Source organism: Micromonospora sp. FIMYZ51 (assembly GCF_038246755.1).
In the GTDB taxonomy this organism is placed as follows: Bacteria; Actinomycetota; Actinomycetes; order Mycobacteriales; family Micromonosporaceae; genus Micromonospora.
This window is the reverse complement of sequence record NZ_CP134706.1, coordinates 1,795,899-1,818,966: the sequence shown is the minus strand read 5'-3', so window position 1 is coordinate 1,818,966 and position 23,068 is coordinate 1,795,899. Positions and strand designations below refer to the sequence as shown.

Sequence of the window (23,068 nt, the reverse complement as noted above, 5' to 3'; positions counted from 1 at the left end):
TCGAATGATGGCTATGGGTCGACGCTTAAGCGAAAGACCGAGGTTAGCCAGCCGATGCGGGCAGCCACATCAACGTTCAAAAATATTCACTATTATGTGTTGTCATTCTTCCCGCCACGACCTTGGGGGAGGATGCCGGTGTCCGGTCAGCGTTTTATGTCCTCGTTTCTCGTCAGCGCACTCGTCGCCGCACTGCTGGCTGTCGTCGGATTACCGAGCCCGGCATCGGCCGCCGTGCTGCCCACCGGATTTCGGGAACAAACCGTCCTGACTGGCCTCAACCAACCGATGAACATCGAATTCGCGCCCGACGGGCGGATATTCGTCGCCGAGAAAGCCGGCCGGATCAAGGTGTTCGACTCGATCGCCGACACCACGGCGACAATCTTTGCCGACCTTTCGGTAAACGTACACAATCAGAACGACCGCGGCCTGCTCGGCCTCGCGCTGCATCCCGACTTCCCGACCCAGCCGTACGTCTACGTGCTCTACACCTACGACGCCCCGCCGGGGCAGGTCGCGCCGGTGTGGAACGACAACTGCAACGCGGTCGGCGGGGCCAACGGCGGGCAGTGCATCGTCACCGGCCGGCTGTCCCGGCTGGAGGCCGCCGGTGACGTGATGACCGGCACCGAGCAGGTGCTGCTGCACGACTGGTGCCAGCAGTACCCCTCGCACTCGATCGGTGACCTGCACTTCGGCGCCGACGGCATGCTCTACCTCAGCTCCGGTGACGGTGCCAGCTACAACGTCGTCGACTACGGGCAGCTCGGCAACCCGATAAACCCGTGCGCCGACCCGCCCGGCGGCAGCATGACGCCACCGACCGCCGAGGGTGGCGCGCTGCGCTCCCAGGACGTCCGTACGGCGGCTGACCCGACCGGCCTGGACGGCACGATCCTGCGCCTCGACCCGCTCACCGGTGCCGCCGCACCGGACAACCCGGCGCTCGGCTCCACCGACCCGAACACCCGACGGATCGTCGGCTACGGCTTGCGCAACCCGTACCGGTTCGCCGTCCGGCCCGGCACCGACGAACTCTGGATCGGTGACGTCGGCTGGAACACCTGGGAGGAGGTCAACCGGCTCACCGACCCGACCGGCCAGGTCGCCAACTTCGGTTGGCCCTGCTACGAGGGACCCAACCGGCAGGGCGGCTACGACGGCGCCAACCTCGACCTCTGCGAGGGCCTCTACACCGCCGGTACGCAGACCGCGCCGTACTACGGATATCAGCACTCGGGGCGGGTGGTGACCGGCGAGAGCTGCCCCACCGGCGGGTCGAGCGTGTCCGGCATGGCGTTCTACCCGACAGCCGGCGGCGACTACCCGGCCGCGTACCGGGGTGCGCTCTTCTTCGCCGACTACACCCGCGACTGCATCTGGGCGATGCTCCCCACCACCCCCGGCGGTACGCCCGACGCGGCGAACCGGCTCACCTTCGTCGCCCAGGCGGCGAACCCGGTCGACCTGGCGATCGGCCCCGGCGGCGACCTGTACTACGCCGACGCGGCCGGCAGCATCCGCCGGGTCCGCCACTTCGCCGGCAACCAACCGCCGGTCGCCGTGCTCCAGGCCGCCCCGACCACCGGCGACGCGCCGCTTACCGTGTCCTTCGACGCGACCGCCTCCAGCGACCCCGACCCGGCCGACGAGGGCCTGCTGCGCTACGAGTGGGACTTCACCGACGACGGCACGGTCGACGCGCGTACCCCGACCGCGAGCTTCACCTACCCGGCCGGCGGCCCGTACACCGCACGGCTGCGCGTCATCGACACGCTCGACGTGGCGGACACCCGTACGGTCACCATCCAGTCCGGCAACAGCGGCCCGACCGCCGTCATCGACACCCCGGCGGCGGGCAGCACCTTCGTCGTCGGGCAGCACATCACCTTCACCGGCCGGGCCACCGACCCGGAGCAGGGCACCCTGCCCGCCTCGGCGCTGCGCTGGCAACTGCTGCAACACCACTGCTACACCCCGGACAACTGCCATATCCACACGGTGCAGGAATGGACCGGCGTGGCCGGGGCGAGCTTCCCGGCACCCGACCACGAGTATCCGTCCTATCTGGAGCTGGTACTCACCGCCACCGACGCGGGCGGGTTGTCGGCGACCGCCAGTCGGCGGCTCGACCCGCGCACCGTCGAGCTGACCTTCACCAGCAACCCGCCGGGGCTACCGGTCGCGGTCGGCAGCGCCAGCGAGACCACGCCGTTCACCCGGACCGTCATCCAAGGCTCGGCGAACACCATCAGCGCGGTGACGCCGCAGACCGTCGACGGCGTCCGGTACGTCTTCGGTGCCTGGTCCGACGGGGGCGCGCAGACACACCTCATCACCGCACCCAGCACGGCCCGGACCTACACCGCGACCTTCGTCCGCGAACGGCTGCCCCAGTCGCAGCTGACCGTGCGTTCGGTGGACAGCCAGGAGACGGCCGGCGAGAACGGCCGCGGCACGAACGTGCTCGACGGCAATCCGGCCACCATCTGGCACACCCAGTGGCAGGCCGCCAGCCCGTCGCACCCGCACGAGATCCAACTGGACCTCGGCGGCAGTTACGACGTGACCGGCCTGTACTACCTGCCCCGGCAGAACATGACGAACGGCCGCATCGCCGGCTACGAGGTCCACGTCTCCGCCGACGGCACCACCTGGGGCAGCCCGGTCGCCACCGGCACCTGGCCCAACGCCACCGCCGAACAGTCCGCAAGCTTCGCCGCAAAGACCGGCCGTTACGTACGCCTGCGGGCGCTCGGCGAGGTGAACGGGCAACCCTGGACGTCGGTGGCCGAGCTGAACGTGGCGGTCGCGCCGCGCCTGCCGGCGACGGCGCTGACGGTGCGTAGCGCCGACAGCCAGGAGGTCGCCGCCGAGGACGGCCGGGCGACAAACGTCCTCGACGGCAACCCGGCCACCATCTGGCACACCGAGTGGCAGGCGGCAAGCCCGTCGCATCCGCACGAGATCCAGCTCGACCTGGGCCGCGCGATGAGCGTGAGCTGCCTCTACTACCTGCCCCGGCAGGCCAGCCAGAACGGGCGGATCGCCCGGTACGAGGTGCACACCTCCGGCAACGGGACGACGTGGGGCACGGCGGCGGCGACCGGGACGTGGGCCAACACGACAGCCGAGCAGACCGCCTGCTTCAGCGCCCGCTCCGCCCGGTACGTCCGGCTGCGGGCCCTGTCCGAGGTGACCGGGCAGCCGTGGACGAGCATCGCCGAACTGCGGGTGGCCGCCCGGTAGGCACCGCTGCGGATGCCGCTCAGATGTCGAGGATCAGGGCCCGGTGGTCGGAAACCTCCGGTTCGGCCATGATCTCGAAGCGCTCGACGGCGGCGACGTCGGAGACGAGCAGGTAGCTCGCGTGGCGTACCGGCTTCGCATAGCGGGACGTCCGGGTGTCGGCCGTACCGACCAGGTCGGTCAGCCCGACCTCGGCCAGCACGTCGAAGGTCTCGCTGTCGGGCAGCAGGTTGAAGTCCCCGCAGACCACCACCAGGTCGCGCGGACCACGGATCCGGCGGACGAGTTGCGCCAGCCGCTCGGCCTGGCCACGGCGGGCCGGGGTGTCGGCCTTGCCGGCCGGATCGCGCAACCCGTGCATCTGCACCACCCACACCGACCGGCCGGCCACGCGGTCGACGGTACGCACGGCGAGGGCGACCCGGGGCCGGATCGGGACCCGCCACTCGTCGTGGTCGACGAACTCCCCGTGCACGAAGGCGGAGTCGACCCCGACGACCGGCAGGTCCTCGGCCACAAAGGTCGCCAGGCCGAAGTCCTGCCGATGGCGGGCACCCATGTCGTCGTGCACCGGACCGGAGTCGCTGGCGAGGAAGATCGCCTGATGCCGGGGCAGCGTGCCACGTACGTCGTCGAACAGGTCCGCACGCTGCGGCAGCTTGCGTTCACCGTCCTCGAACCGGGTCCAGCCGGTCAGGCCGGCGGTCCGGGTCACCTCCTGGAGGCAGAGCACCTGCGCCCCGTTGCCGGGCAGCCACTCGACGAGTTCGTCGAAGAGCATGCCGCCCCAGGCGTTCACACTCGTGATCCGCATTACCGAACCCCCGCTCGCTCGCTGGACCGGTGGCTACCCGCCGGTCGAGGTCTGCTCCACCGTCGGCGCGGCGTCCGCCACCGGCAGCATCACCGTCACCTCCAGGCCGCCGCCGGGCTGTGCCACCGCGGTCACCGTACCGCCGTGCGCGTCGCACACCGCCCGCACGATGGACAGGCCCAGCCCCGACCCGCGCGCCCCGGTCCGTTCCCGGCCGCCCCGCCGGAACGGTTCGAACAGGCCCGGCACGTCGGCCGGATCCACCTCGAAGCCGGTGTTGCCCACCACCAGCCAGGAGCGCTGCCCGTGCGAACCGGTCCGCACCCAGAGCCGACCGTGCAGGTGGTTGTAGCGGACCGCGTTCTCGATCAGGTTGCCGGCCAACCGGTCCAGCAGGCCGGGATCGCCGACCACAGGTGCCGGTTCCAGCGAGGTCTGCACGTTCAGCTTGATCCGGTCCACCTCCCGGCGAACCGCCGACAACGCGTTCGCGGTGCCGGCGGCCAGGTCACATTCGGTACGCCGGCCGAGCCGGCGGCCCTTCTGCGCCTCGCTGCGCGCCAGCACCAGCAGGGCGTCCACCAGCCCGTTGGCCCGCTCCGAGGCGTCCCGGACCACGGTGGCCATCCGGCGGTACTCGGCCGTGTCCGCCTCGTCGTCGCTGAGCGTCACGTCGATCTCGGTACGCATCACCGCCAGCGGCGTACGCAGCTCGTGGGAGGCGTTGGCGACGAACCGCTTCTGCGCCTCGAACGCGGCGGCGATCCGGTCCAGCATCGCGTCGAAGGTGTCCGCCAACTCGGCCACCTCGTCGTCCGCCCCGGTGTAGCTGATGCGCTGGTCCAGCGTGGTTTCGCCGAGTCGGCGCGCGGTCGCGGTGACCTGGTGCAGGGGCCGCAGCGCCCGCCCGACGACCGCGTACGCGCCGACCGCGCCGACCGCGCCGATCGCCAGCAGCACGGCCAACCCCTTGGCCAGCAGTTCCCCGGAGGCCGAGTCGACCATCCGCTGCTGCCAGGCGGCGGCGTCCAGCGACGTCCCGTCGGCCAGCAGCACTGTCGTGCCCGGCAGCAGTTCGTCGGTGGGCCGCAGCGCGTCGCGGACCAGCAGCCAGGCCAGCAGCACCAGGACCGCGCCCGCGCCGACCAGCAGCACGCCGTTGAGCAGGGTCAGCCGCAGCCGCAACGTGGGCCGCAGCCGCAGGCCGGGCCGCCAGTTGGGCCGGCGCCGCAGCGCGCGGGTCACCCCGGCGGCTGGGGCGTGCGACGACAGCCGGCCCCGCAGGGGCGTCACGCCGACACCTCGGCGGTCCGGTAGCCGGCACCCACCACGGTCTCGATGAGTGGGGGGTCGCCGAGCTTACGGCGCAGGGTCATCACGGTGACCCGGACGATTGTGGTGAACGGATCGGTGTTGGCGTCCCAGACCCGCTCCAGCAGTTCCTCGCTGGACACCACGGCACCGCGCGCCTTGAGCAGCTCACAGAGCACGCCGAACTCCTTGTTGGTCAGCTCCACCGACGCGCCGCCCCGGGTGGCGGTCCGGCGGGCCGGATCCACCACCAGATCGGCCAGTTCCAGCACCGGCGGCGCGGCCGGGGTGGCCCGCCGGCCCAGCGCCTGCACCCGGGCGACCAGTTCGTCGAAGGCGAACGGCTTGGGCAGGTAGTCGTCGGCACCGAGCTGCAACCCCTCCACCCGGTCGGCGACCGTACCGCTTGCGGTGAGCATCAGCACCCGGGTCAACGCGCCGGAGGCGGCCAGCTCCGCGCAGATCTGGTCGCCGTGCATCCCGGGCAGGTCACGGTCGAGCACCACCACGTCGTAGCGGGTGACGAAGGCCATCTCGTGCCCGCTGTCGCCGTCGTAGGCGATGTCCACCGCCATCCCCCGCTTGCGCAGGCCACGCGCGATCGCGTCGGCGAGGTTGCGCTCGTCCTCGACCACAAGTACCCGCATGTCCCGCCCCTTTCCGCCCACGACCACCGACAACCTAGCGCCGGTCGCCAAGTCGCGGCTCGGCGCGCCCGGCGTCGCCGTCAGTCGGGCAGCTGCCACAGCCCGAAGTCGCCGCCGTGGCGGCGGCAGGCGATCAGGCCGGCCCGGTACTGGCAGCCATCGACGGCGCCGGCCAGCACGTCGATCCGTCGCGGCTGCGGCTGCGCCGGGTCGAGCCGGGCCAGCACCAGACCACCGCCGGCCACGGACCGCACCCCGAGCAGGTACGGGGCGAGGCCGGGCCCGGCGACCCGGGCCCAGGTGCCGTAGTCCGGCGCGGTCCGGCCGGTTGCCGCGTCGATTGCCGTCACTCCTGGAGTCGACGGTCGGAAATCCATCGCCAGGGCCCGTCGCTCGCCGGCCAGGTCGATGTACACGTCGTCGGCGTCGGTCACGTGGGTCCACCGGACGGCCCCGGTCACCGGGTCGAGCAGCTGCGTGCCGCCATGGTGGGCGCGGGCACAGAGCAGGTCGCCGCACCCGGTGACGTAGTCGACCGGCGTGACCGACACCCGCCAACGTTGCACCAGCCCGTCGAGGTCGTAGCCGACGACGGTGGTGGGGTTGCGGAGCACCACCACCAGGTCGCCGGCGATCGCCGCGTACAGCCGGTCGCTCGGTTCGTCGACGTCGGACAGGCGGCCCCGTACCGCACCGGTCGCCGGATCCAGCACCTCGATGTCGCCGGCCGGGGTGTACGTGACGACGACCGCGTGCGGCTCGTGGTAGCTCGCCCAGGCCGCCGACGACGACCAGAGTTCGCGACCGCTGGCCACCTCGACCACGGTCAGCCTGTCCGGCCGCGCGGCGGCATCCGTCTGGAGCAGCAGGCGACCGGACGGGTCGAGAGTGCCGGTGCCGGATCTGCGCCAGCGTTCCTGCCCGGTGCGGCCGTCCAACAGCAGGGTCTCGGCGTAGTTGTGGTCGGCCTGACCGGTCGGGGCGAGAATGAGCAGCACGCCGTCGGCGACGGACTCCACCAACTGGACACCGTGGAAGGACCCGAGCGGCATCCGCCAGAGCGGCGTGAGTGGCTGCGGCGGGCCGACGGTGGGCTCCGGCCGGCGGTAGGCGAGCAGTTCCTGGCTGCCGTCGGTCACCCCGCGCTGAGCGACGACGGTGAACACGTGCTCGGTGCTGAGAAACACCGCAAGCGCGGCCGGCAGGATCGCCCGCACCCTCGGGGTCGGCGGCGCGGCACCGGCCACGACCAGCAGGGTGACCGACGCCAGCAGCGCCAGCAATGTCCGCGAGCGGCCGGGACGGCGCCGACGGGTCCGCAGCGGCGGTGCCGGCTCGGTCGGCTCGGTCAGCTCGCCGAGGTCGATGAAGGTCACGGCCGTCCTCTCCACCATCGTCCCGCCTCGACCGGATCGCGCGGTCTCCGGTCCGCGAGATCACTCAGCCAGTCGCCACACCCCGATGTCACCGTCCGGACGCGGGCAGTCGCCACACCCCGATGTCACCGTCCGGACGCGGGCAGTCGCCACACCCCGACGTCACCGTCCGGACGCCGGCAGGCGATCAACCCGTACCGGTGCTGGCAGTCGCCGGCGGCGCCGACAAGCACGTCGACGATCCGCGGTCGCGCCTGCGCCGGATCGAGTCGGGCCAGCACCAGGCCGCCGTCGGGCCGCTGCTGCACCCCGAGCAGGTGTCGTTCGTACTCGTAGTTGGCGACGATGTTCCAGCTGCCGTAGTCGGCCGGCGGCCGGCCGGTCGCCGTATCGATGGCGACGATCGCCGTGGCGTCGCGCCCGGTGGTGTCGAGCGCCAGGACCCGGCTCTCGCTGGCCAGCATGACGTTCACGTCCTCGGGGCTGCTCCACCGCACGGCGCCGGTCTCCGGATCGAGGAGCTGGCCACTGCCCCGGTTGACCCGGGCACAGAGCAGGGTGCCGCACCGGCTGACGTAGTCGGCCAGCGGCACGACGGCCTGCCAGCGCTGGGTGAGCCCGTCCAGGTCGTACGCGGTCACGGTCCGCGAGTTGCGCACCGTCACCAGCAGGTCGTCGACCACCGACGTCTGCTGGTAGCCGGCCAGGTTGTCGTCGGGGACGGGCAGGCTGTGCCGGACCTGGCCGCTCGCCGGATCCAGGATCTCGATGTCACCGGAGGACGTGGTGACCACCAGGGCGTCGACCACACCGTCGCGAGCGTGGTAGTCCACCCAGGTCGCCGCCATCGTCTTCGACCACAATTGCCTACCGCTTGCCAACTCGACCGCCCGCAGCACGAGCGGCTCATCCACCGGCCAGGTGCGCAGCAGCGCACGTCCCGAGGCGTCAAGCGTCGCGGTCCCGGGTGCCCGCCACCGTTCCTGCCCGGTACGGGTGTCGAGCAACACCGTCTCGGTCGAGTTCGCGTCCGCCGTGGAACGCCGCCGGACCACGGAGACCAGTACCGCCTCGTCGGCGACCGGAGCCACCTGGACGACCTGGCCGCCGGTCGGCACCGGCAGCCGCCACAGCGCGGTGAGCCGCTGCGGCCGGACGCTTGTCTGCTCCGGCCGGCGGTAGGCGGTCAGTTCCTGCCGGCCGTCCGTCACTCCCGGCAACGGTGTGACGGTGAAGATCTCGTCCTCCGCGAGGAACACATCGGAACCGAGCGTGGCGGGCACCGTCGCGTGCACCCGGGCCGGTGGCGGCGCGGCACCGGCCAGGGTCAGCAGAGCGGCCAACGCCACCAACCCGGCCGGCAGCCACCGGTTGCCGGCCCGGTGCCGGCGGCGCGGCGGTGAATCGGTCGGCTCGGTCAGCTCGCCGAGGTCGATCAACGTCACGCTCGTCCTCTCCGCCGCGCATCCGACGCGCGGCCCTGACAGCGTCGGATGCGCCGGCAGCCGCCTGTACGATGGCCCGTCGTGGCTGTGCCGGTGGTAGATCCCTCGCTGAATCCCGTCCCCGAGACCGTCGAGGCGGACGCGCCGACACGACGCTCCCGCCGTTGGCCGGCCCGCGCCGACCTGCTGGCCATCGGAGCCTACGTGCTGCTCGGTGTCCTCGTCTGCCTCAACTACTGGGTGGACGTGAACAACCGCGTGTCGTCGCATCTGCCCACCGACCACAGTTGGTTCGAGTGGTTGTTCTCGCACGGCGCGTACTCGCTGCTGCACCTGGAGAACCCGCTGTTCACCACGCGGCAGAACGCCCCCGACGGGGTGAACATGATGGCCAACACCTCACTGCTCGGGGTGACCCTGCCGCTCGCCCCGCTCACCTGGCTGCTCGGCCCCCAGGTGGTCTACGCCCTCTACCTGGGCGGCGCGCTGGCGGCCACCGCCGCCACCTCGTACTGGATGCTCTCCCGGCACCTGGTGCGCTCCCGCGCCGCGGCCTTCGTCGGTGGCGCGTTCCTCGGCTTCGCCCCGGGCATCGTGCACCACGCCAACGGCCAGCCCAACTTCGTCTCCAACTTCCTGCTCCCGCTGATCGTGGTGCGGGTGTTCCGGCTGGCCGAACCGGGTCGGTGGCGACGCAACGGACTGGTGCTGGGTCTGCTGGTGGCGTACCAGATCTTCATCAACGAGGAGATGCTGCTGCTCACGGCGTTGGCCTGCCTGGTCATCGTGATCGCGTACGCGATCATGCGACCGCGCGTGGCGTGGCGGCGCGCCGGCACGTTCGGTGCCGGACTCGGCGTCGGTGGCGGGCTGGCCCTGCTGCTGACCGCCTACCCGATCTGGTTCCAGTTCAACGGCCCGCAGTCCTACCGGGGATTGCAGGGCGGGGTGTTCCACAGCTGGGGCGAGGACGTCGTCGCCTTCGTCACCTTCCCCCGCGACACCATCGCCGGCACCGAGGCGGTGGAGGCCACCATCGGGCTGACCGAGCAGAACACCTGGTTCGGCTGGCCGCTGGTGTTGGTCTCCGTGCTGGCCCTGGCGCTGCTGGTGCGCCGCTCGCTGGTCGCCCGGATCCTGGCCGTGCTTGTGGTGTTCTTCTCGGTCGCGGCGCTCGGTCCGGAGATCCGGTTCAACGGCGAACTGACCGGCATCGCCGGCCCGTGGTCGTACATTCCGGCGGATCTGCCCCTGGTCGAGATGATGATGCCGACCCGACTGACCCTGGTGACCACCGCCGCGCTCGGCGTCCTGCTCGCGCTGGCCTGGGACGCGGTGGCCGGTAACCGCCGGCCGCCGGTGCCGGCACCACGCGCCGGGGAACCGTCGGTCGGGGCACCCGACGCCGGGGAACCAGCGACCAGCGACCAGGAACCGGTGGCCACCGCCCGGCAGCGACCGCGCTGGCGGCGCGGCATCGGGTACGCCGCGATCTCACTCGCCGTGCTGCCGCTCATCCCCACCCCGCTGCCGGCCGAGCCGGTCGACCCGCCGCCGGCCTTCATCACCTCCGGCGCCTGGCGGCCGTACGTGCCGGACGGCCGCACGCTGGTGCCGGTGCCCATCCCCAGCAACGTGCACGGGCTCTCCACGCTGCGCTGGAGCGCGCTGACCCAGCACGAGTTCCCGATCCCGGCCGGCTACTTCATCGGCCCGAACCTGGACGGCGAAGGCGTCTTCGGCGCACCGAACCGGCCCACCAGCACCCTGATCTACCGCACCATGGACACCGGGGAGCTGCCCGAGCTGACCGAGGAGAACCGTCGGCAGGCGGTGGAGGACATCACCTTCTGGCGGGCCTCGGTGGTGGTGCTCGGCGCCCATCCCAAGGAGGCCGTGCTGCGTGACCTGATGACCGCACTGCTCGGCGAACCGCAGCGGGTAGACGACGTCTGGCTCTGGGACGTACGCGACCGGGTGTAAGGAAGGGGCCCTTCCTAACGCCTGGTGTATAGGAAGGGCCCCTTCTTAACAAAGGGTCACCGCTGCACGCGCGTTCGGCGAGAGCAGTCCCGCCGCGACCGGGCTCAGCTCCGCGGGTCGGTGAGCGAGCGCACGTCCCACACCCAGACGTCCAGCTCCAGGCGGGCCGGGCCGACCAGCTGCTCGACGGTCTGCCGCAGCGGCTCGGAATGCTGCTGTCGGACCGGCAGCACCAGGACGGCGGCCCGCCAGTGCCGCAGCTCGTCCAGACAGCGACGCCGCTGGCGGTCGTCCAGCTCCGGCGTGCGGCCGGTCGACGCGACCTCCTCCAGCAGCTTGCCCATTCCGCTCGGCCGGCCGCCGAAGCGGCCCGGGTCACCGGTGTTGGCGTTGCGCGGGGCGAGGAAGTAGCCGCCAGGGATCTTGAAGTCGAGGTTTGTCGCGGCGGCCCAGCGCATGCCGTTGGTGTTGCCCATGCTCGGCACCGGGATCGGCACCAACGTCTGGTCCGGCCCGACGTAGGCGCGCCAGCGGTCGGCGGTGATGAACTCGGGCACCGGCGGCCGGGAGGTCATCGGCAGCGGCATGGGCGCGATCGGCAGCAGGGCGAGCACCAGACCGGCGGCGGTGAGCGTACGCACGGTGCGCCGGTCCAGGTCCAGGGTGCGGCTGCGTTCGATCGCCAGGGCCAGCAGGACCGCCACCACCACGCTGGTGATCATGCCGAACCGGGTCGGCACCACCGCGTCGAGCAGCGGCAGGCGGACCAGCCACTCCCACGGGCCGACGATCAGCTCGCGGTCCCACCAGGTGATGCGCTCGCCGAGGGAGAGGATGGTGTAGAAGGCGGCGGTCGCAGCAAGCGCCCGGACCAGCACCTCCCGCCGGAGCCAGAGCACGATCCCCACCGCGATCAGCGCCAGGCTCCAGCCGAAGAAGGCGTTCTCCTCCGAATAGTTCGGGGCGAGGTTCACGTTCGCCCGCTGGTTTCCGCCGATCGTCGGCGAGCCCGGGGCGAAGTAGGCGGCGATGTCGTTGCCGTAATCCCGTACGGCGTCGCTGAGCCCGTGGTACGCCATCGGCCCGGCGAACTGGATGTACAGCGGGTAGGCCAGCAGCGCACCGGCGATCACCGTGCAGGTGGCCAGCGCCTTGCCCAGCGGACGCCAGGCCGCCGACCAGAGGTCGGGGCGTTGCACGACCACCGCGATCAGGAAGATCCCGAGGCCCATCGCGGTGAAGAGCAGGATCTCCTCGTTGATGAACGCCTGCGCGGTGACCAGCAGCGCCAGCAGCGCACCGTCGCGGTAGGGCCGGGTCGACCGGGTGATCACCAGCACCCGCCAGACGATGAACGGCAGCAGGAACTGGCTGATGATGTTCGGGTGCCAGCTGGCGTGCGAGAGCATCGCCGGTGAGAACCCGCAGAGCCAACCACCGACCACGGCTGCCAGCCGGTTGCTCACCACGTGCCGGGAGAGCACGTAGTACCAGGCCGAGGCGGTCCCGGCGAGGCCGAGCGTCACCAGCACCACGAAGGTGACGGCGGGTCCGAACAGCAGGGTCACCGGCACCATCGGGATGCCCAACGCAAGGATGGCCGTGTTGGCCATCAGGTTGACCCCGTCCGGGTAGTTGAACTGCTCGGTGAAGAACGGGAACTCGCCGTGCAGCACCACTCGGACCGAGTGGGCGAGGAAGAACTGCACCTGCGCCGGGTCGCTGCTGTAGAGCGCGGCGACCCGGCCGGCCGGATCGACCCAGATCTGGCTTGTCACCCAGACTGCGGCGAGCAGAAATCCACCGAAGACGGCCAGGTCCAGCCGGCGGCGGGTCCACCGGAAGCGGCGCCAGCGCGCGGCCAGTCTGCTCGCCGCGCCGGCCGCGCCGGCCGCCGCACGCCCACCGGGTTCGGCGGCCCGGCCGCCCGCCACGGCGGCCCCGGCGTGGCGTCCTCGCTCGCCGGCGCGTCCCCAGCGGGAGCATCAACGGCCGGAGCATCGACGGCCGGAGCATCGACGGCCGGAGCATCGACGGCCGGAGCATCGACGGCCGGAGCATCGACGGCCGGAGCATCGACGGTCGGAGCGTCGGTGACGGCAGCATCGATAAGGGCAGCGGACTGCTGCGTACGCTCGGTGTGCCGCGCGCTCTCACTGACGGTGACGGATGCGGACGGTGAGCCCACGATGGCGTCGGATTCCGGCGGCGCTCCAGCGCGGGTCTCAGCAGGCGTCACAGTCGGCGGAGTCTACCCGAGTAGGGAGATTGCTCCCAAGTCACGCGGTGTCCCCTGTGGCCACGGTAGGGCCGCCGCGACGCAGCGTGAGGCGGTCCGCAGCGTGAGGCGGCGCGGCGTACCGCCGGTTCGTCTCGTACTATTGCCCTCCGTACACGACGACCGAGGCGATCGGGGGCGTAACAGGTGGCTTCAGTCCGCTGGCGGGGCGTGACAGCCACCAGCCTGTCGGTCCTGCTGGCCACCCTCACCGCGTGCGGGCCCGTCGCCGAACGCCGACCGCAGGACCTGCGGGTCGGGTACGACAGCCTGGACGGTTCGTTGACCGTCTGGCCCCCGCGCGGCTCGCTGATCGAGGACGCCACGGTGACGGCCGCCGTGACCGAGGCGGTACGCGACTGGCGCTCGCCTGTGGACGACCGGGTCCACGTACCCTCGTCCGGCATCCTCTTCTCCGGCGAGGTCGACGGTGCCCGGCTCGCGCTGGTCGCCGCCTCGGTACCCGGTCAGGCCGCCTCCTGGCTGTTGCAACTCACCGCCGACGGCGACCGGTACGCGGTCAGTCACGCCACCGAGTACACCGACCCGGGCTACCTCGTCTACTCCGACGTGCTGCCGGTGCAACTCGCCGACGGGCGGCGCTACCTCGTCTCGGAACGGGTCCGGCGACTGCTCGGTCCGGACGGTCGCACACTCTCCAACACCGACGGGCTCACCGCTGCGGTCGACGTACCGCAGTGTCGGGCGGTGACGCTGACGGCCGCGCTGCGGTCCACCGAGTCGCTGCCCCGGGGCCGGGCCGCCGATCGGCTGCTCGACCTCGGCACCGGCACCGCGAACCCGCGCTATCCGTTGGTCCGGGACGACAGCGGCTCCGGCAAGCGGGCCCTGACCGGTCTGGACACCTGCCAGCTGGCCGAGGCGGATGGTCCATTCGGCAGTATCACGCGGCGGGTGGCGGATCGGGATGCCCCGGATTCGGTGCCGGCCTCCTGGCCCAAGGCGAAACTGGCCGTGCGTACCCTCGGCGAGGTGGCGCTCGACGGCGGCGAGCCGGCCGAGTTGGAGCAGCTGACCTGGGAAACCGCCGACGGCATGATGAGCGCCGTGGTCTACCGGCCGGCCGACGACGGCCCGGTGGTGTTCTCCCCCGCCGATTGGACCAACGCGTTGCAGGTCTACGAGCTGCCGGTGCCGGGTCAGCCGCTGGCGGTGCTGAGCTGGCGCGCCACAAAGGACACCACGCTGTCGGTGCCGCCGAACACGACCCGCCTGGTCGACCGCCCCGGCCTGGTGGTGGTCCCCCTGCCCGAGCGCAGCGAGACCTTCAGCCTCGCCGCCGAGGACAAGACCCACTACCGCTCCGCCGGTTCCCCCCGCCGCTAACCCCACCCCTTACTCCCCACCCCTTACTCCCCACCCCCACCCCACCCCCACTGCGTCGATCTTGCACTTTCTGTCGCCACACAAGGGATATTCGCCGCATAAGTGCGACCAAAAGTGCAAGATCGGCGGGCGGGGCGGGTGGGCGCGGAGGGCGAGGGAGGGCGTGGGGGCGAGGGAGGGCGTGGGGGTGGGGGGAACGGGGGTGGGGTTAGTTGGGGGTGGGGGTGTTGTTTAGGGGAGGGGGTCGACGGGGGTGGCGTCCAGGCGGGAGATCCAGCCGGTGACGTCGCGGGCCACGTCCTGGGCGGTCAGGCCGAGGTCGGCCAGGATCTGGTTGCGGGAGCCGTGCGGATGCCAGGCGGCGGGTACGCCCAGGTCACGCAGGGGAACCCGGACGTCGGCGTCCCGCATCGCCTGCGCGAGGGCGTCGCCGACCCCGCCGATCCGTACGCCGTCCTCGACGGTGACCACCAGCCGGTGCCCGGCGGCCAGCTCGACCAGCTCGGCCGGGACCGGACGGACCCAGCGCGGGTCGACCACGGTGACCCCGTAGCCCTGCTCGGCGACCCGGGCGGCGACCTCCATGCCCAGCTGGCCGAAGGAACCGACGGCGACCAGCAGTACGTCCGCGCGGGCGGACTCGGTGAGCACGTCCACCGTGCCGACCCGCCGCACGGCCGGCAGGTCCGCGGCGACCGCCCCGGTCGGGTAGCGCAGCACGGTCGGGCCGTCGTCGACGGCGACCGCCTCGCGCAGTTCCTCGCGCAGGGTGGCGGCGTCGCGGGGCGCCGCGATCCGCAGACCGGGCACCACCCCGAAGACCGACATGTCCCAGATGCCGTAGTGGCTCGGGCCATCCGGACCGGTGATGCCGGCCCGGTCCAGCACGAAGGTGACCGGCAGCTTGTGCATCGCCACGTCCAGCAGCACCTGGTCGAAGGCGCGGTTGAGGAAGGTGGCGTAGACCGCCACCACCGGGTGCAGCCCGCCGAGCGCCAGCCCGGCCGCCGAGGTGGCCGCGTGCTGCTCGGCGATGCCCACGTCGTAGGTGCGCTCCGGGTACTTGCGGGCCAGCTTCGCGATGCCGGTCGGCTCGGCCATCGCCGCGGTGATGCCTACCACGTCGGGTCGCTCGTCGGCGATGGCGACCAGCTCGTCGGCGAAGACGTGGGTCCACTTCACCGACGGCGCGGCGACGAGCTGACCGGTCTCCACGTCGAACGCACCGCCCGGGCCGTGCAGGCAGTCCGCCTCGTCCTCCTCGGCGGGGCGGTAGCCGTAGCCCTTGCGGGTGACCGCGTGCACGATCACCGGGCCGCCGAAGTTCTTCGCCGCGCGCAGGGCGGTCTCGACCGCGGCGACGTCGTGCCCGTCGACCGGGCCGACGTACTTGATGCCGAGATCCTCGAACATCGCCTGCGGCGCGACCGCGTCCTTGATGCCCTTCTTGACCGCGTGCAGCACCTCGTACATCGGCTTGCCGACCAGCGGGGTCGAGCCGAGCGCATCCTTGACCGTGTCGAGCACCTTCTCGTAGCCGGGGTTGAGCCGCAGCGTCGAGAGGTGGTCGGCGAGCCCGCCGATGGTCGGCGCGTACGAGCGGCCGTTGTCGTTGACCACGATCACCAGCGGGTTGCCGGCGGCGGCGATGTTGTTCAGCGCCTCCCAGCACATCCCGCCGGTCAGTGCCCCGTCACCGACCACGGCGACCACGCTGCGCGCCTCACCCCGCAGCGCGTACGCCTTGGCCAGCCCGTCGGCGTACGACAGGGCGGTGGAGGCGTGCGAGTTCTCGATGATGTCGTGCTCGCTCTCGGCCTGGCTGGGGTAGCCGGAGAGCCCGTCACGCTGGCGCAGCTGGTCGAAGCCGGCCTGCCGGCCCGTAATGATCTTGTGGACGTACGCCTGGTGACCGGTGTCGAAAAGCAGGCGGTCACGGGGAGAGTCGAAGACCCGGTGCATGGCCAGGGTGAGTTCCACCACACCCAGGTTGGGACCGATGTGCCCGCCGGTACGCGACACCTTGGCGATCAGGAAATCGCGGATCTCGGCGGCGAGGATGTCGAGTTCGGTGCCTGACATCCGCTTGACGTCCTGGGGACCGTGCACCGCGGCCAGCAGCCGGCCCTGGTTGGCCGTGTCCTCATCAACACTCATGACCGCAGAGTCTATCGGCCCCCGCACCCACCGCAGCTTGTGCAAGGAAGGGCCCCTTGTTAACGCCTGCGGTAGAGCAGGGGCCCCTGCTTAACACTTCTCCCCCGGTACCAGCAGCCCGACCAGCTCCACATGCTGGGTCATCGGGAACAGGTCGTACCCGCGCAGCGCCGCCAGCCGCCAGCCGAGACCGGTGAACACCCGCAGGTCCCGGGCGAACGCGGCCGGATCACAGGCCACGTACGCCACCGCCCGGGGCGCGGCGGCGACCACGTCGCGCACCACCTGCGCACCGGCTCCCGAGCGCGGCGGGTCGAGCACCACCACGTCCACCGGGCCGGTGATCCGGCGACGGGCCAGGGCCTTCTCCACCCGGGCCGACACCACCTCGACCTGGGGCAGGTCGCTCAGGTTCTCCCGGGCCGCCGCGACGCCGTCGCCGGCCGTCTCGACGAGGGTCACCCGCCCGTCGGGACCGACCCGGTCGGCCAGCGCCGCGGCGAACAGCCCGGCTCCGCCGTAGAGATCCCACGCCGTCTCCCCCGGTTTCGGCGCGGTCAGCTCCAGGACCGCGCCGACCAGGGTGTCCGCCGCGGCCGGGTGCACCTGCCAGAACGACGAGACGGGCAGCCGCCACTGCCGGCCCGCGGCCCGCTCCCGGACCCGCTGCGGGCCACGCACCAGTTGGGTACGCCCCGCCGCAACGGCGATCATCGCCACGTCACCCTCGGTGGAGGCGACGGTCTGCACCGCGTCGGCCTCCGGCCAGCTGGCCCCGGCGGAGGTGAGCACCGGCAGCTCCTGGATGGCCGGGTGGGCGATCAGGCAGCGGTCGACCGGCACCACCTCGTGCGAACGGTGCTTCAGCAACCCGGCCCGGCCCGCCGCGTCCACCGCGTACCGGACCCGGGACCGCCAGCCGAGCCGGCCGCCCGGCAACGCCTCCACCCGTACGCCAAGCGCGTCGCACGCGGCCTCGTCCAGGCCACCGAGGCGGAGGAGTTGTTCCCGTACCACGGTCTCCTTCCAGCGCAGCTGGGCCTCCGGAGCGACGTGTTGCAGGTCGCAGCCGCCACAGCGACCCGGCCGGGCGTACGGGCAGGGCGGGGTGACCCGCTCCGGCGCGGCCTCCAGCACGGTCACCGCATCGGCCCGGACGAAGCCCCGGTGTACCTCGGTGACCTCGGCAAGCACCCGCTCACCGGGTAGCGCGTGCCGGACGAACACCACCTGACCGTTGACCCGGGCCACGCAGTGCCCGCCGGGGGCGACCGCCGCCACGGTCAGCTCGACCCGCTCGGCCTCCTCCAGGCCGCGCGGCACATCAACCGCCGCGCCACGCGCACCGCCGACCGAGGAGCGCGCACCGCCGACCGAGGAGCGCGCACCGCCGACCGAGGAAAGCGCACCGCCGACCGAGGAGCGCGCACCGCCGGCCGAGGAAAGCGCACCGCCGGCCGAGGAGCGCGCACCGCCGGCCGAGGAAAGCGCACCGCCGGCCGGGGCGCGCTCGGCCTCGGTGGGCCGGTTCGGTCGCCGTTGCTCAGTCACCGCGGCTCACTTCCTTCCTGCTGATCCGCAGCGCTGCTCGCCGGCGGGACGCTCGGCGGCAGCGTACTGCGCGGCGCGACCCGGGGTCCCCGGGCCGGTCCACGGGCCAGCGTGGCGTCCATCCGGTCGAGGTCCTTGCCGGCGGTCGAGGCGAGCTGCCAGGGCACGCTCGTCACCATCACGCCCGGCTCGAACAGCAGCCGGCCCTTCAGCCGCAGGGCGCTCTGGTTGTGCAGCAGGTTCTCCCACCAGCGCCCGACGACGTACTCGGGGATGAAGACCGTGACCACGTCGCGGGGCGAGTCGCGACGGACGCCCGCCACATAGTTCAGGATCGGGCGGGTGATCTCCCGGTACGGCGAGTCGATCACGGTGAGCGGGATCGGCACGTCCCGCCGTTCCCAGTCGGCCTGCAACTGCCGGGTGTCGTTGTCGTCCACGTTGACGGTCACCGCGGTGAGGGTGTCCGGCCGGGTCGCCCGGGCGTACGCCACCGCCCGCAGCGTCGGCTGGTGCAGCTTGCTGACCAGCACGATCGCGTGGTTGCGGGCCGGCAGCACCGGCCGGCCGTCGTCCGGGGTCAGCTCGACGGCGACCCGGTCGTAGTGCCGGCGGATAGCCAACATCAGCAGGTAGATCACGCCCATCGCGACGATCGCGATCCACGCACCGAGCAGGAACTTGGTGATCAGCACGATGACCAGCACCGCGCCGGTCATCGCCATCCCGAAGGCGTTGATGGCCCGGGACCGGGTCATCCGGCGGCGCGTCTGCGGATCCCGCTCGGTACGCAGCAACCGGTTCCAGTGCCGGATCATGCCTGCCTGGGAGAGGGTGAACGAGACGAAGACACCCACGATGTAGAGCTGGATGAGCTTGGTCACCTCGGCCTGGAAGCCGACGATCAGCACGATCGCGAAGGCGGCCAGAAAGAGGATGCCGTTGGAGAAGGCCAGCCGGTCGCCCCGGGTGTGCAGCTGCCGAGGCAGGTAGCGGTCCTGGGCAAGGATCGAGCCGAGGACGGGGAACCCGGTGAAGGCGGTGTTGGCGGCGACGAAGAGGATCGTGGCGGTCACCCCGACGACCAGGAACAGCAGCAGCGAGCCGGAGCCGAAGATCGTCTCGCCGAGCTGGGCGGTGACGGTCTTCTGCACGTACCCCTCGGGACCGGAGACGATCTGCATCCGGGGGTTCTCGACGAACTGTAGGCCGGTGAGCCGGGCCAGCCAGACGATGCCGACAAGCATGGTCACCGCGACCAGGCCGAGCATCAGCAGCGTGGTGGCGGCGTTGCGGCTCTTCGGCGCCTTGAACGCCGGCACACCGTTGGAGATCGCCTCCACGCCGGTGAGCGCGGCGCAGCCGGAGGAGAAGCTACGCAGCAGCAGGAAAGCCATCGCCCAGCCGGTGGTGTCGTGCCACTCGGCCGCGATCACCAGGTCGGCGCTTGGCGCACGCAGATCCTCGCCGAGCACGACGATCCGGACCAGCCCGGTGAGGATCATACCGACGATAACGATCATGAAGCCGTACGTGGGGATGGCGAACGCGCTGCCCGCCTCCTTGAGGCCACGCAGGTTGACCGCGGTCAGCAGCACCACGGCGATGACCGCGATGAGCACCTTGTGCGTCGCCACGAAGGGGATCACCGAGCCCAGGTTCGCCACCCCGGAGGAGACCGACACGGCGACCGTCAGCACGTAGTCGACAAGCAGCGCGCTGGCCACCCCGACCCCGAAGCGGGGACCGAGGTTGACCGTGGCCACCTCGTAGTCACCACCGCCCGAGGGGTAGGCGTGCACGTTCTGCCGGTAACTGGCCACCACGGTCAGCATCACCACCACGACGGCGAGCGCGATCCACGGTGAGAAGACGAAGGCCGAGGCGCCCGCGATGGAGAGCATCAGCAGGATCTCGTCCGGCGCGTACGCCACGCTGGACAACGCGTCCGAGGCGAAGACCGGCAACGCGATGCGTTTCGGCAGCAGGGTGTGCTTGAGTCGGTCGGACCGGAACGGCCGACCGAGGAGCAGCCGCTTCAGCAGGGAGGTGGATCGGGCCACGGTCGCCAAGCGTACGACCAGCGTCGACAACCGGCCGCCGGTGGCCGGCTGCCGGTCGGCGCGGCACCGGAGTAGCGTCGGTCCCCGCCCGCGGTCGGAACATGGCAGGCTCGCGGACGACGAGGCGCAACGGCGGGCAGCCTGGGAGGCAGCGTGCATGTCGTGATCATGGGATGTGGCCGGGTCGGCTCGACCCTGGCGCACAACCTGGAGTCCCGGGGCCACTCGGTGGCGGTCATCGACCAGGACGCCGACGCCTTCCGCCGGCTTGGTCCGGACTTCGCCGGGAACACGGTGACCGGGCCCGGTTTCGACGGTGACGTGCTCCGCCAGGCCGGCATCGAGCGGGCGGACGCCTTCGCCGCCGTCTCCAGCGGCGACAACTCCAACATCATCTCGGCCCGGCTGGCCCGCGAGACGTTCGGCGTCTCCCGGGTGGCCGCCCGCATCTACGACCAGCGTCGGGCGCAGGTCTTCGAGCGGCTGGGCATCCCCACCGTGGCCACCGTCCGGTGGACCGCCGACCGGATGCTGCGCCACCTGCTGCCCGAGGGCAACGTGGAGATCTTCCGCGACCCGACCAGCACGGTCTCCATCATCGAGGTGCCGGTGCACAAGGACTGGATCGGCCGCCCGGTGCGGGCCCTGGAGCAGGCGGCCGGAGCCCGGGTGGCGTACCTGATCCGCTTCGGCATCGGCACGCTGCCCACCGCCTCCAGCGTGGTGCAGGAGGGCGACCAGGTCTTCATGCTGGTCACCGATGACTTGGTGGCCACGGTCACCGCGGTGGTGGCGGCGGCTCCGGAAGGCGGGCAGTGATCATGCGGGTCGTCATCGCCGGTGCCGGCAACGTGGGTCGGTCGATCGCCCAGGAGCTGATCGAGAACGGCCATCAGGTGATGCTGATCGAGCGGCAACCACGGATGCTGCGCCCCGAACGGGTACCGGAGGCCCGGTGGGTGCTGGCCGACGCCTGCGAGCTGACCAGCCTGGAAGAGGCCGACCTCGCCAACTGCGACGTGGTGGTCGCGGCGACCGGCGACGACAAGGCCAACCTCGTGGTGTCGCTGCTGGCCAAGACCGAGTTCGCGGTGCCCAGGGTGGTCGCGCGGGTCAACCGGGCCGAGAACGAGTGGCTCTTCACCGAGCAGTGGGGGGTGGACGTGGCGGTCAGCAAGCCGCGCGTGATGGCCGCGCTGGTCGAGGAGGCGGTGACCGTCGGCGACCTGGTCCGCATCATGACGTTCCGGCAGGGTGAGGCGAACCTCGTGGAGATCACGTTGCCGCCGACCGCGCCGTACGTCGGCCAGCCCCTGCACGCGGTGCCGCTGCCCCGGGACGCCGCGCTGGTGGCGATCCTGCGCGGCAAGCGGGTGCTGGTCCCCACCCCGGACGACCCGATCGAGGCCGGCGACGAACTGATCTTCGTCTGCACCGCCGAGATGGAGGACGCCGTCCGCTCGGTGGTGCTCGGGCCGGACAGCGTGGAACGTACCCGCGAGTCGCGCTGACGGCCGGACCCGGCCCGGCCGCTGCCGGTCCGGGCAGGTCAGCCGCACGATCCACGCCGTCGGCCGGCCGCCGGCAGCGGCGTCGGCTGCGTCCGGTCGGTCAGCCGCCCGGCAGCGGCGTCGGCTGCGGATGCGGCTCCCGGGTGACCCGACGCACGGTCCACACCGTGATCAACAACAGCATGACGTACGGCGGATAGCCCAGCGCCAGCCGCGCCACGCCGAGCGCGGTGTCCTGCTCGGCGAGGTACAGCCCGGCCTGCACTCCGACCTTGGCCAGCCAGACCACGCCCCACAGCACGGTCAGCCAGGTGAAGGTCCGCACCAGCCTGGGGTCGTTGCGCCACTCGGAACTACCCTTGGCCACCAGCACCGACCAGAGCCAGCCGACCAGCGGCTGGCGGATCGCCGCCGAGATCAGCAACGCTGCCCCGTAGCCGATGCCGTAGAGAATCCCGGGCAGGTAGAAGTCGCGCGCCTCACCGGTACGCCAGGCGATGGCCGCGCCGATGGCGATGCCGAAGAGCCCGTTGACGGCGTGCCGCACCGGGCGGCGCTGGGCCAGCCGCAGCCCGCCGATAAGCACCGCCACGCTCACCGACGCGATCACCGCGGGCCGCAGCTCGCCGACGATGTTGGCGATCACGAAGACCACCACCGGGATGCTCGATTCGAACAGCCCTCGCCAGCCGCCCAACTGGTCGGCCATCTGCTCGGCGACGGTGGGCAGCCGCTCCTCCTCCACCGACCCGGTCTCCGGCTGGGTAGCCGGCGGCTGTCCCGTGGTCATCGCCCGCCTTCCGTCCGCCGCGCCCGCACGTTCATCTCGACGGCTCCAACTCGTAGTACGGGTTGTAGATCACCTTGCGGTCGTCCCGCACCGCGACCCGTCCCCGGGCGGTCAGGTGCCGCCCTGGTTCAATGCCGGTGATGTGCCGGCGGCCCAGCCAGACCAGCGTCACCACATCGCTGCCGTCGTAGAGGTCCGCCTCTAGGGCCGGCTGGTTGGTCCGCGGCGTGTAGACGACGGTACGCAGCCGGCCGGAGACCGAGACCACCTGACCGCGCCCGCACTGCCGCACCGGCACCGCACCGCACCGGGCGCTCTCCCGTTGCAGCTGCTGGGCCTCGATCTCGGCCTCGCTCGCGGTGAGCCGGCGCAGCAACCGGCGCAACGAACCCGGACCATCGTCGGCGGCCATGACCTCCGCGTCACCCTCTCCACGCCAGCCGACTGGCGCCGGCAACCGGCCGCGCCGGCGGCGCCGGGACGGCTCACGCCAGCGTACCGCCGACGGCGGCCGTCCCGGTGCTCCGGCAGTCGGCCGAAACC

At 71.7% G+C, this 23,068-nt stretch carries 16 protein-coding genes; 5 read left to right on the top strand and 11 right to left on the bottom strand.

The window, feature by feature from the left end; all coding sequences use genetic code 11:
• Positions 1-132 precede the first annotated feature (132 nt).
• Positions 133-3,252, top strand: a complete 3,120-nt coding sequence (locus tag QQG74_RS08480) for a discoidin domain-containing protein (RefSeq protein ID WP_341719727.1) — start codon at positions 133-135, stop codon at positions 3,250-3,252.
• Between the two features lie 19 nt (positions 3,253-3,271).
• On the opposite strand, the gene QQG74_RS08475 is transcribed toward QQG74_RS08480, so the two are convergent.
• The 5 genes from QQG74_RS08475 to QQG74_RS08455 all read right to left on the bottom strand — a co-directional run bounded on the left by QQG74_RS08475 (position 3,272) and on the right by QQG74_RS08455 (position 8,845).
• Positions 3,272-4,066, bottom strand: coding sequence for an endonuclease/exonuclease/phosphatase family protein (locus tag QQG74_RS08475; RefSeq protein WP_341719726.1), 795 nt, complete (start codon positions 4,064-4,066; stop codon positions 3,272-3,274).
• A 33-nt stretch (positions 4,067-4,099) separates the two neighbouring features.
• Complete coding sequence (locus QQG74_RS08470; RefSeq protein ID WP_341721180.1) at positions 4,100-5,269, bottom strand: HAMP domain-containing sensor histidine kinase; 1,170 nt, start codon at positions 5,267-5,269, stop codon at positions 4,100-4,102.
• A gap of 86 nt (positions 5,270-5,355) precedes the next feature.
• A complete protein-coding gene (locus tag QQG74_RS08465) occupies positions 5,356-6,024 on the bottom strand; it encodes a response regulator transcription factor (RefSeq protein WP_341719725.1) in 669 nt (222 codons plus the stop codon).
• Positions 6,025-6,104: 80 nt separating this feature from the next.
• On the bottom strand, positions 6,105-7,418 hold the full coding sequence (locus QQG74_RS08460; RefSeq protein WP_341719724.1) for a hypothetical protein: 1,314 nt from the start codon (positions 7,416-7,418) through the stop codon (positions 6,105-6,107).
• 107 nt (positions 7,419-7,525) lie between these two features.
• Positions 7,526-8,845 carry a PQQ-binding-like beta-propeller repeat protein gene (locus QQG74_RS08455; RefSeq protein ID WP_341719723.1) on the bottom strand — a complete coding sequence of 440 codons (1,320 nt, stop codon included), beginning with the start codon at positions 8,843-8,845 and terminating at the stop codon, positions 7,526-7,528.
• An 81-nt stretch (positions 8,846-8,926) separates the two neighbouring features.
• On the opposite strand from QQG74_RS08455, the gene QQG74_RS08450 reads away from it, so the two are divergent.
• Entirely contained in the window at positions 8,927-10,828 is a 1,902-nt protein-coding gene (locus QQG74_RS08450) for a hypothetical protein (RefSeq protein WP_341719722.1), read from the top strand.
• Positions 10,829-10,932: 104 nt separating this feature from the next.
• Here QQG74_RS08450 and QQG74_RS08445 read toward each other — a convergent pair whose 3' ends face one another.
• A complete protein-coding gene (locus QQG74_RS08445) occupies positions 10,933-12,693 on the bottom strand; it encodes a hypothetical protein (RefSeq protein WP_341721179.1) in 1,761 nt (586 codons plus the stop codon).
• A 584-nt stretch (positions 12,694-13,277) separates the two neighbouring features.
• On the opposite strand from QQG74_RS08445, the gene QQG74_RS08440 reads away from it, so the two are divergent.
• Positions 13,278-14,453, top strand: coding sequence for a hypothetical protein (locus QQG74_RS08440; RefSeq protein ID WP_341719721.1), 1,176 nt, complete (start codon positions 13,278-13,280; stop codon positions 14,451-14,453).
• 231 nt (positions 14,454-14,684) lie between these two features.
• On the opposite strand, the gene dxs is transcribed toward QQG74_RS08440, so the two are convergent.
• The 3 genes from dxs to QQG74_RS08425 all read right to left on the bottom strand — a co-directional run bounded on the left by dxs (position 14,685) and on the right by QQG74_RS08425 (position 20,224).
• Positions 14,685-16,610, bottom strand: a complete 1,926-nt coding sequence (dxs, locus tag QQG74_RS08435; RefSeq protein ID WP_341719720.1) for a 1-deoxy-D-xylulose-5-phosphate synthase — start codon at positions 16,608-16,610, stop codon at positions 14,685-14,687.
• A gap of 90 nt (positions 16,611-16,700) precedes the next feature.
• The gene (locus QQG74_RS08430) at positions 16,701-17,933 is read right to left on the bottom strand and encodes a TRAM domain-containing protein (RefSeq protein WP_341721178.1); all 1,233 of its coding nucleotides are present in this window, start codon (positions 17,931-17,933) and stop codon (positions 16,701-16,703) included.
• A gap of 224 nt (positions 17,934-18,157) precedes the next feature.
• Positions 18,158-20,224 (bottom strand): APC family permease, encoded by a 2,067-nt coding sequence (locus QQG74_RS08425; protein WP_341719719.1) that lies wholly within the window; start codon positions 20,222-20,224, stop codon positions 18,158-18,160.
• A 153-nt stretch (positions 20,225-20,377) separates the two neighbouring features.
• Between QQG74_RS08425 and QQG74_RS08420 the strand changes: the two genes are divergently transcribed.
• Positions 20,378-21,043, top strand: coding sequence for a TrkA family potassium uptake protein (locus QQG74_RS08420; protein ID WP_341719718.1), 666 nt, complete (start codon positions 20,378-20,380; stop codon positions 21,041-21,043).
• Positions 21,044-21,045: 2 nt separating this feature from the next.
• Positions 21,046-21,735, top strand: coding sequence for a TrkA family potassium uptake protein (locus tag QQG74_RS08415; RefSeq protein ID WP_341719717.1), 690 nt, complete (start codon positions 21,046-21,048; stop codon positions 21,733-21,735).
• 100 nt (positions 21,736-21,835) lie between these two features.
• Here QQG74_RS08415 and QQG74_RS08410 read toward each other — a convergent pair whose 3' ends face one another.
• A complete protein-coding gene (locus QQG74_RS08410; protein ID WP_341719716.1) occupies positions 21,836-22,525 on the bottom strand; it encodes a DUF3159 domain-containing protein in 690 nt (229 codons plus the stop codon).
• A gap of 31 nt (positions 22,526-22,556) precedes the next feature.
• Positions 22,557-22,937, bottom strand: coding sequence for an OB-fold nucleic acid binding domain-containing protein (locus QQG74_RS08405; protein ID WP_341719715.1), 381 nt, complete (start codon positions 22,935-22,937; stop codon positions 22,557-22,559).
• Positions 22,938-23,068: the final 131 nt, after the last annotated feature.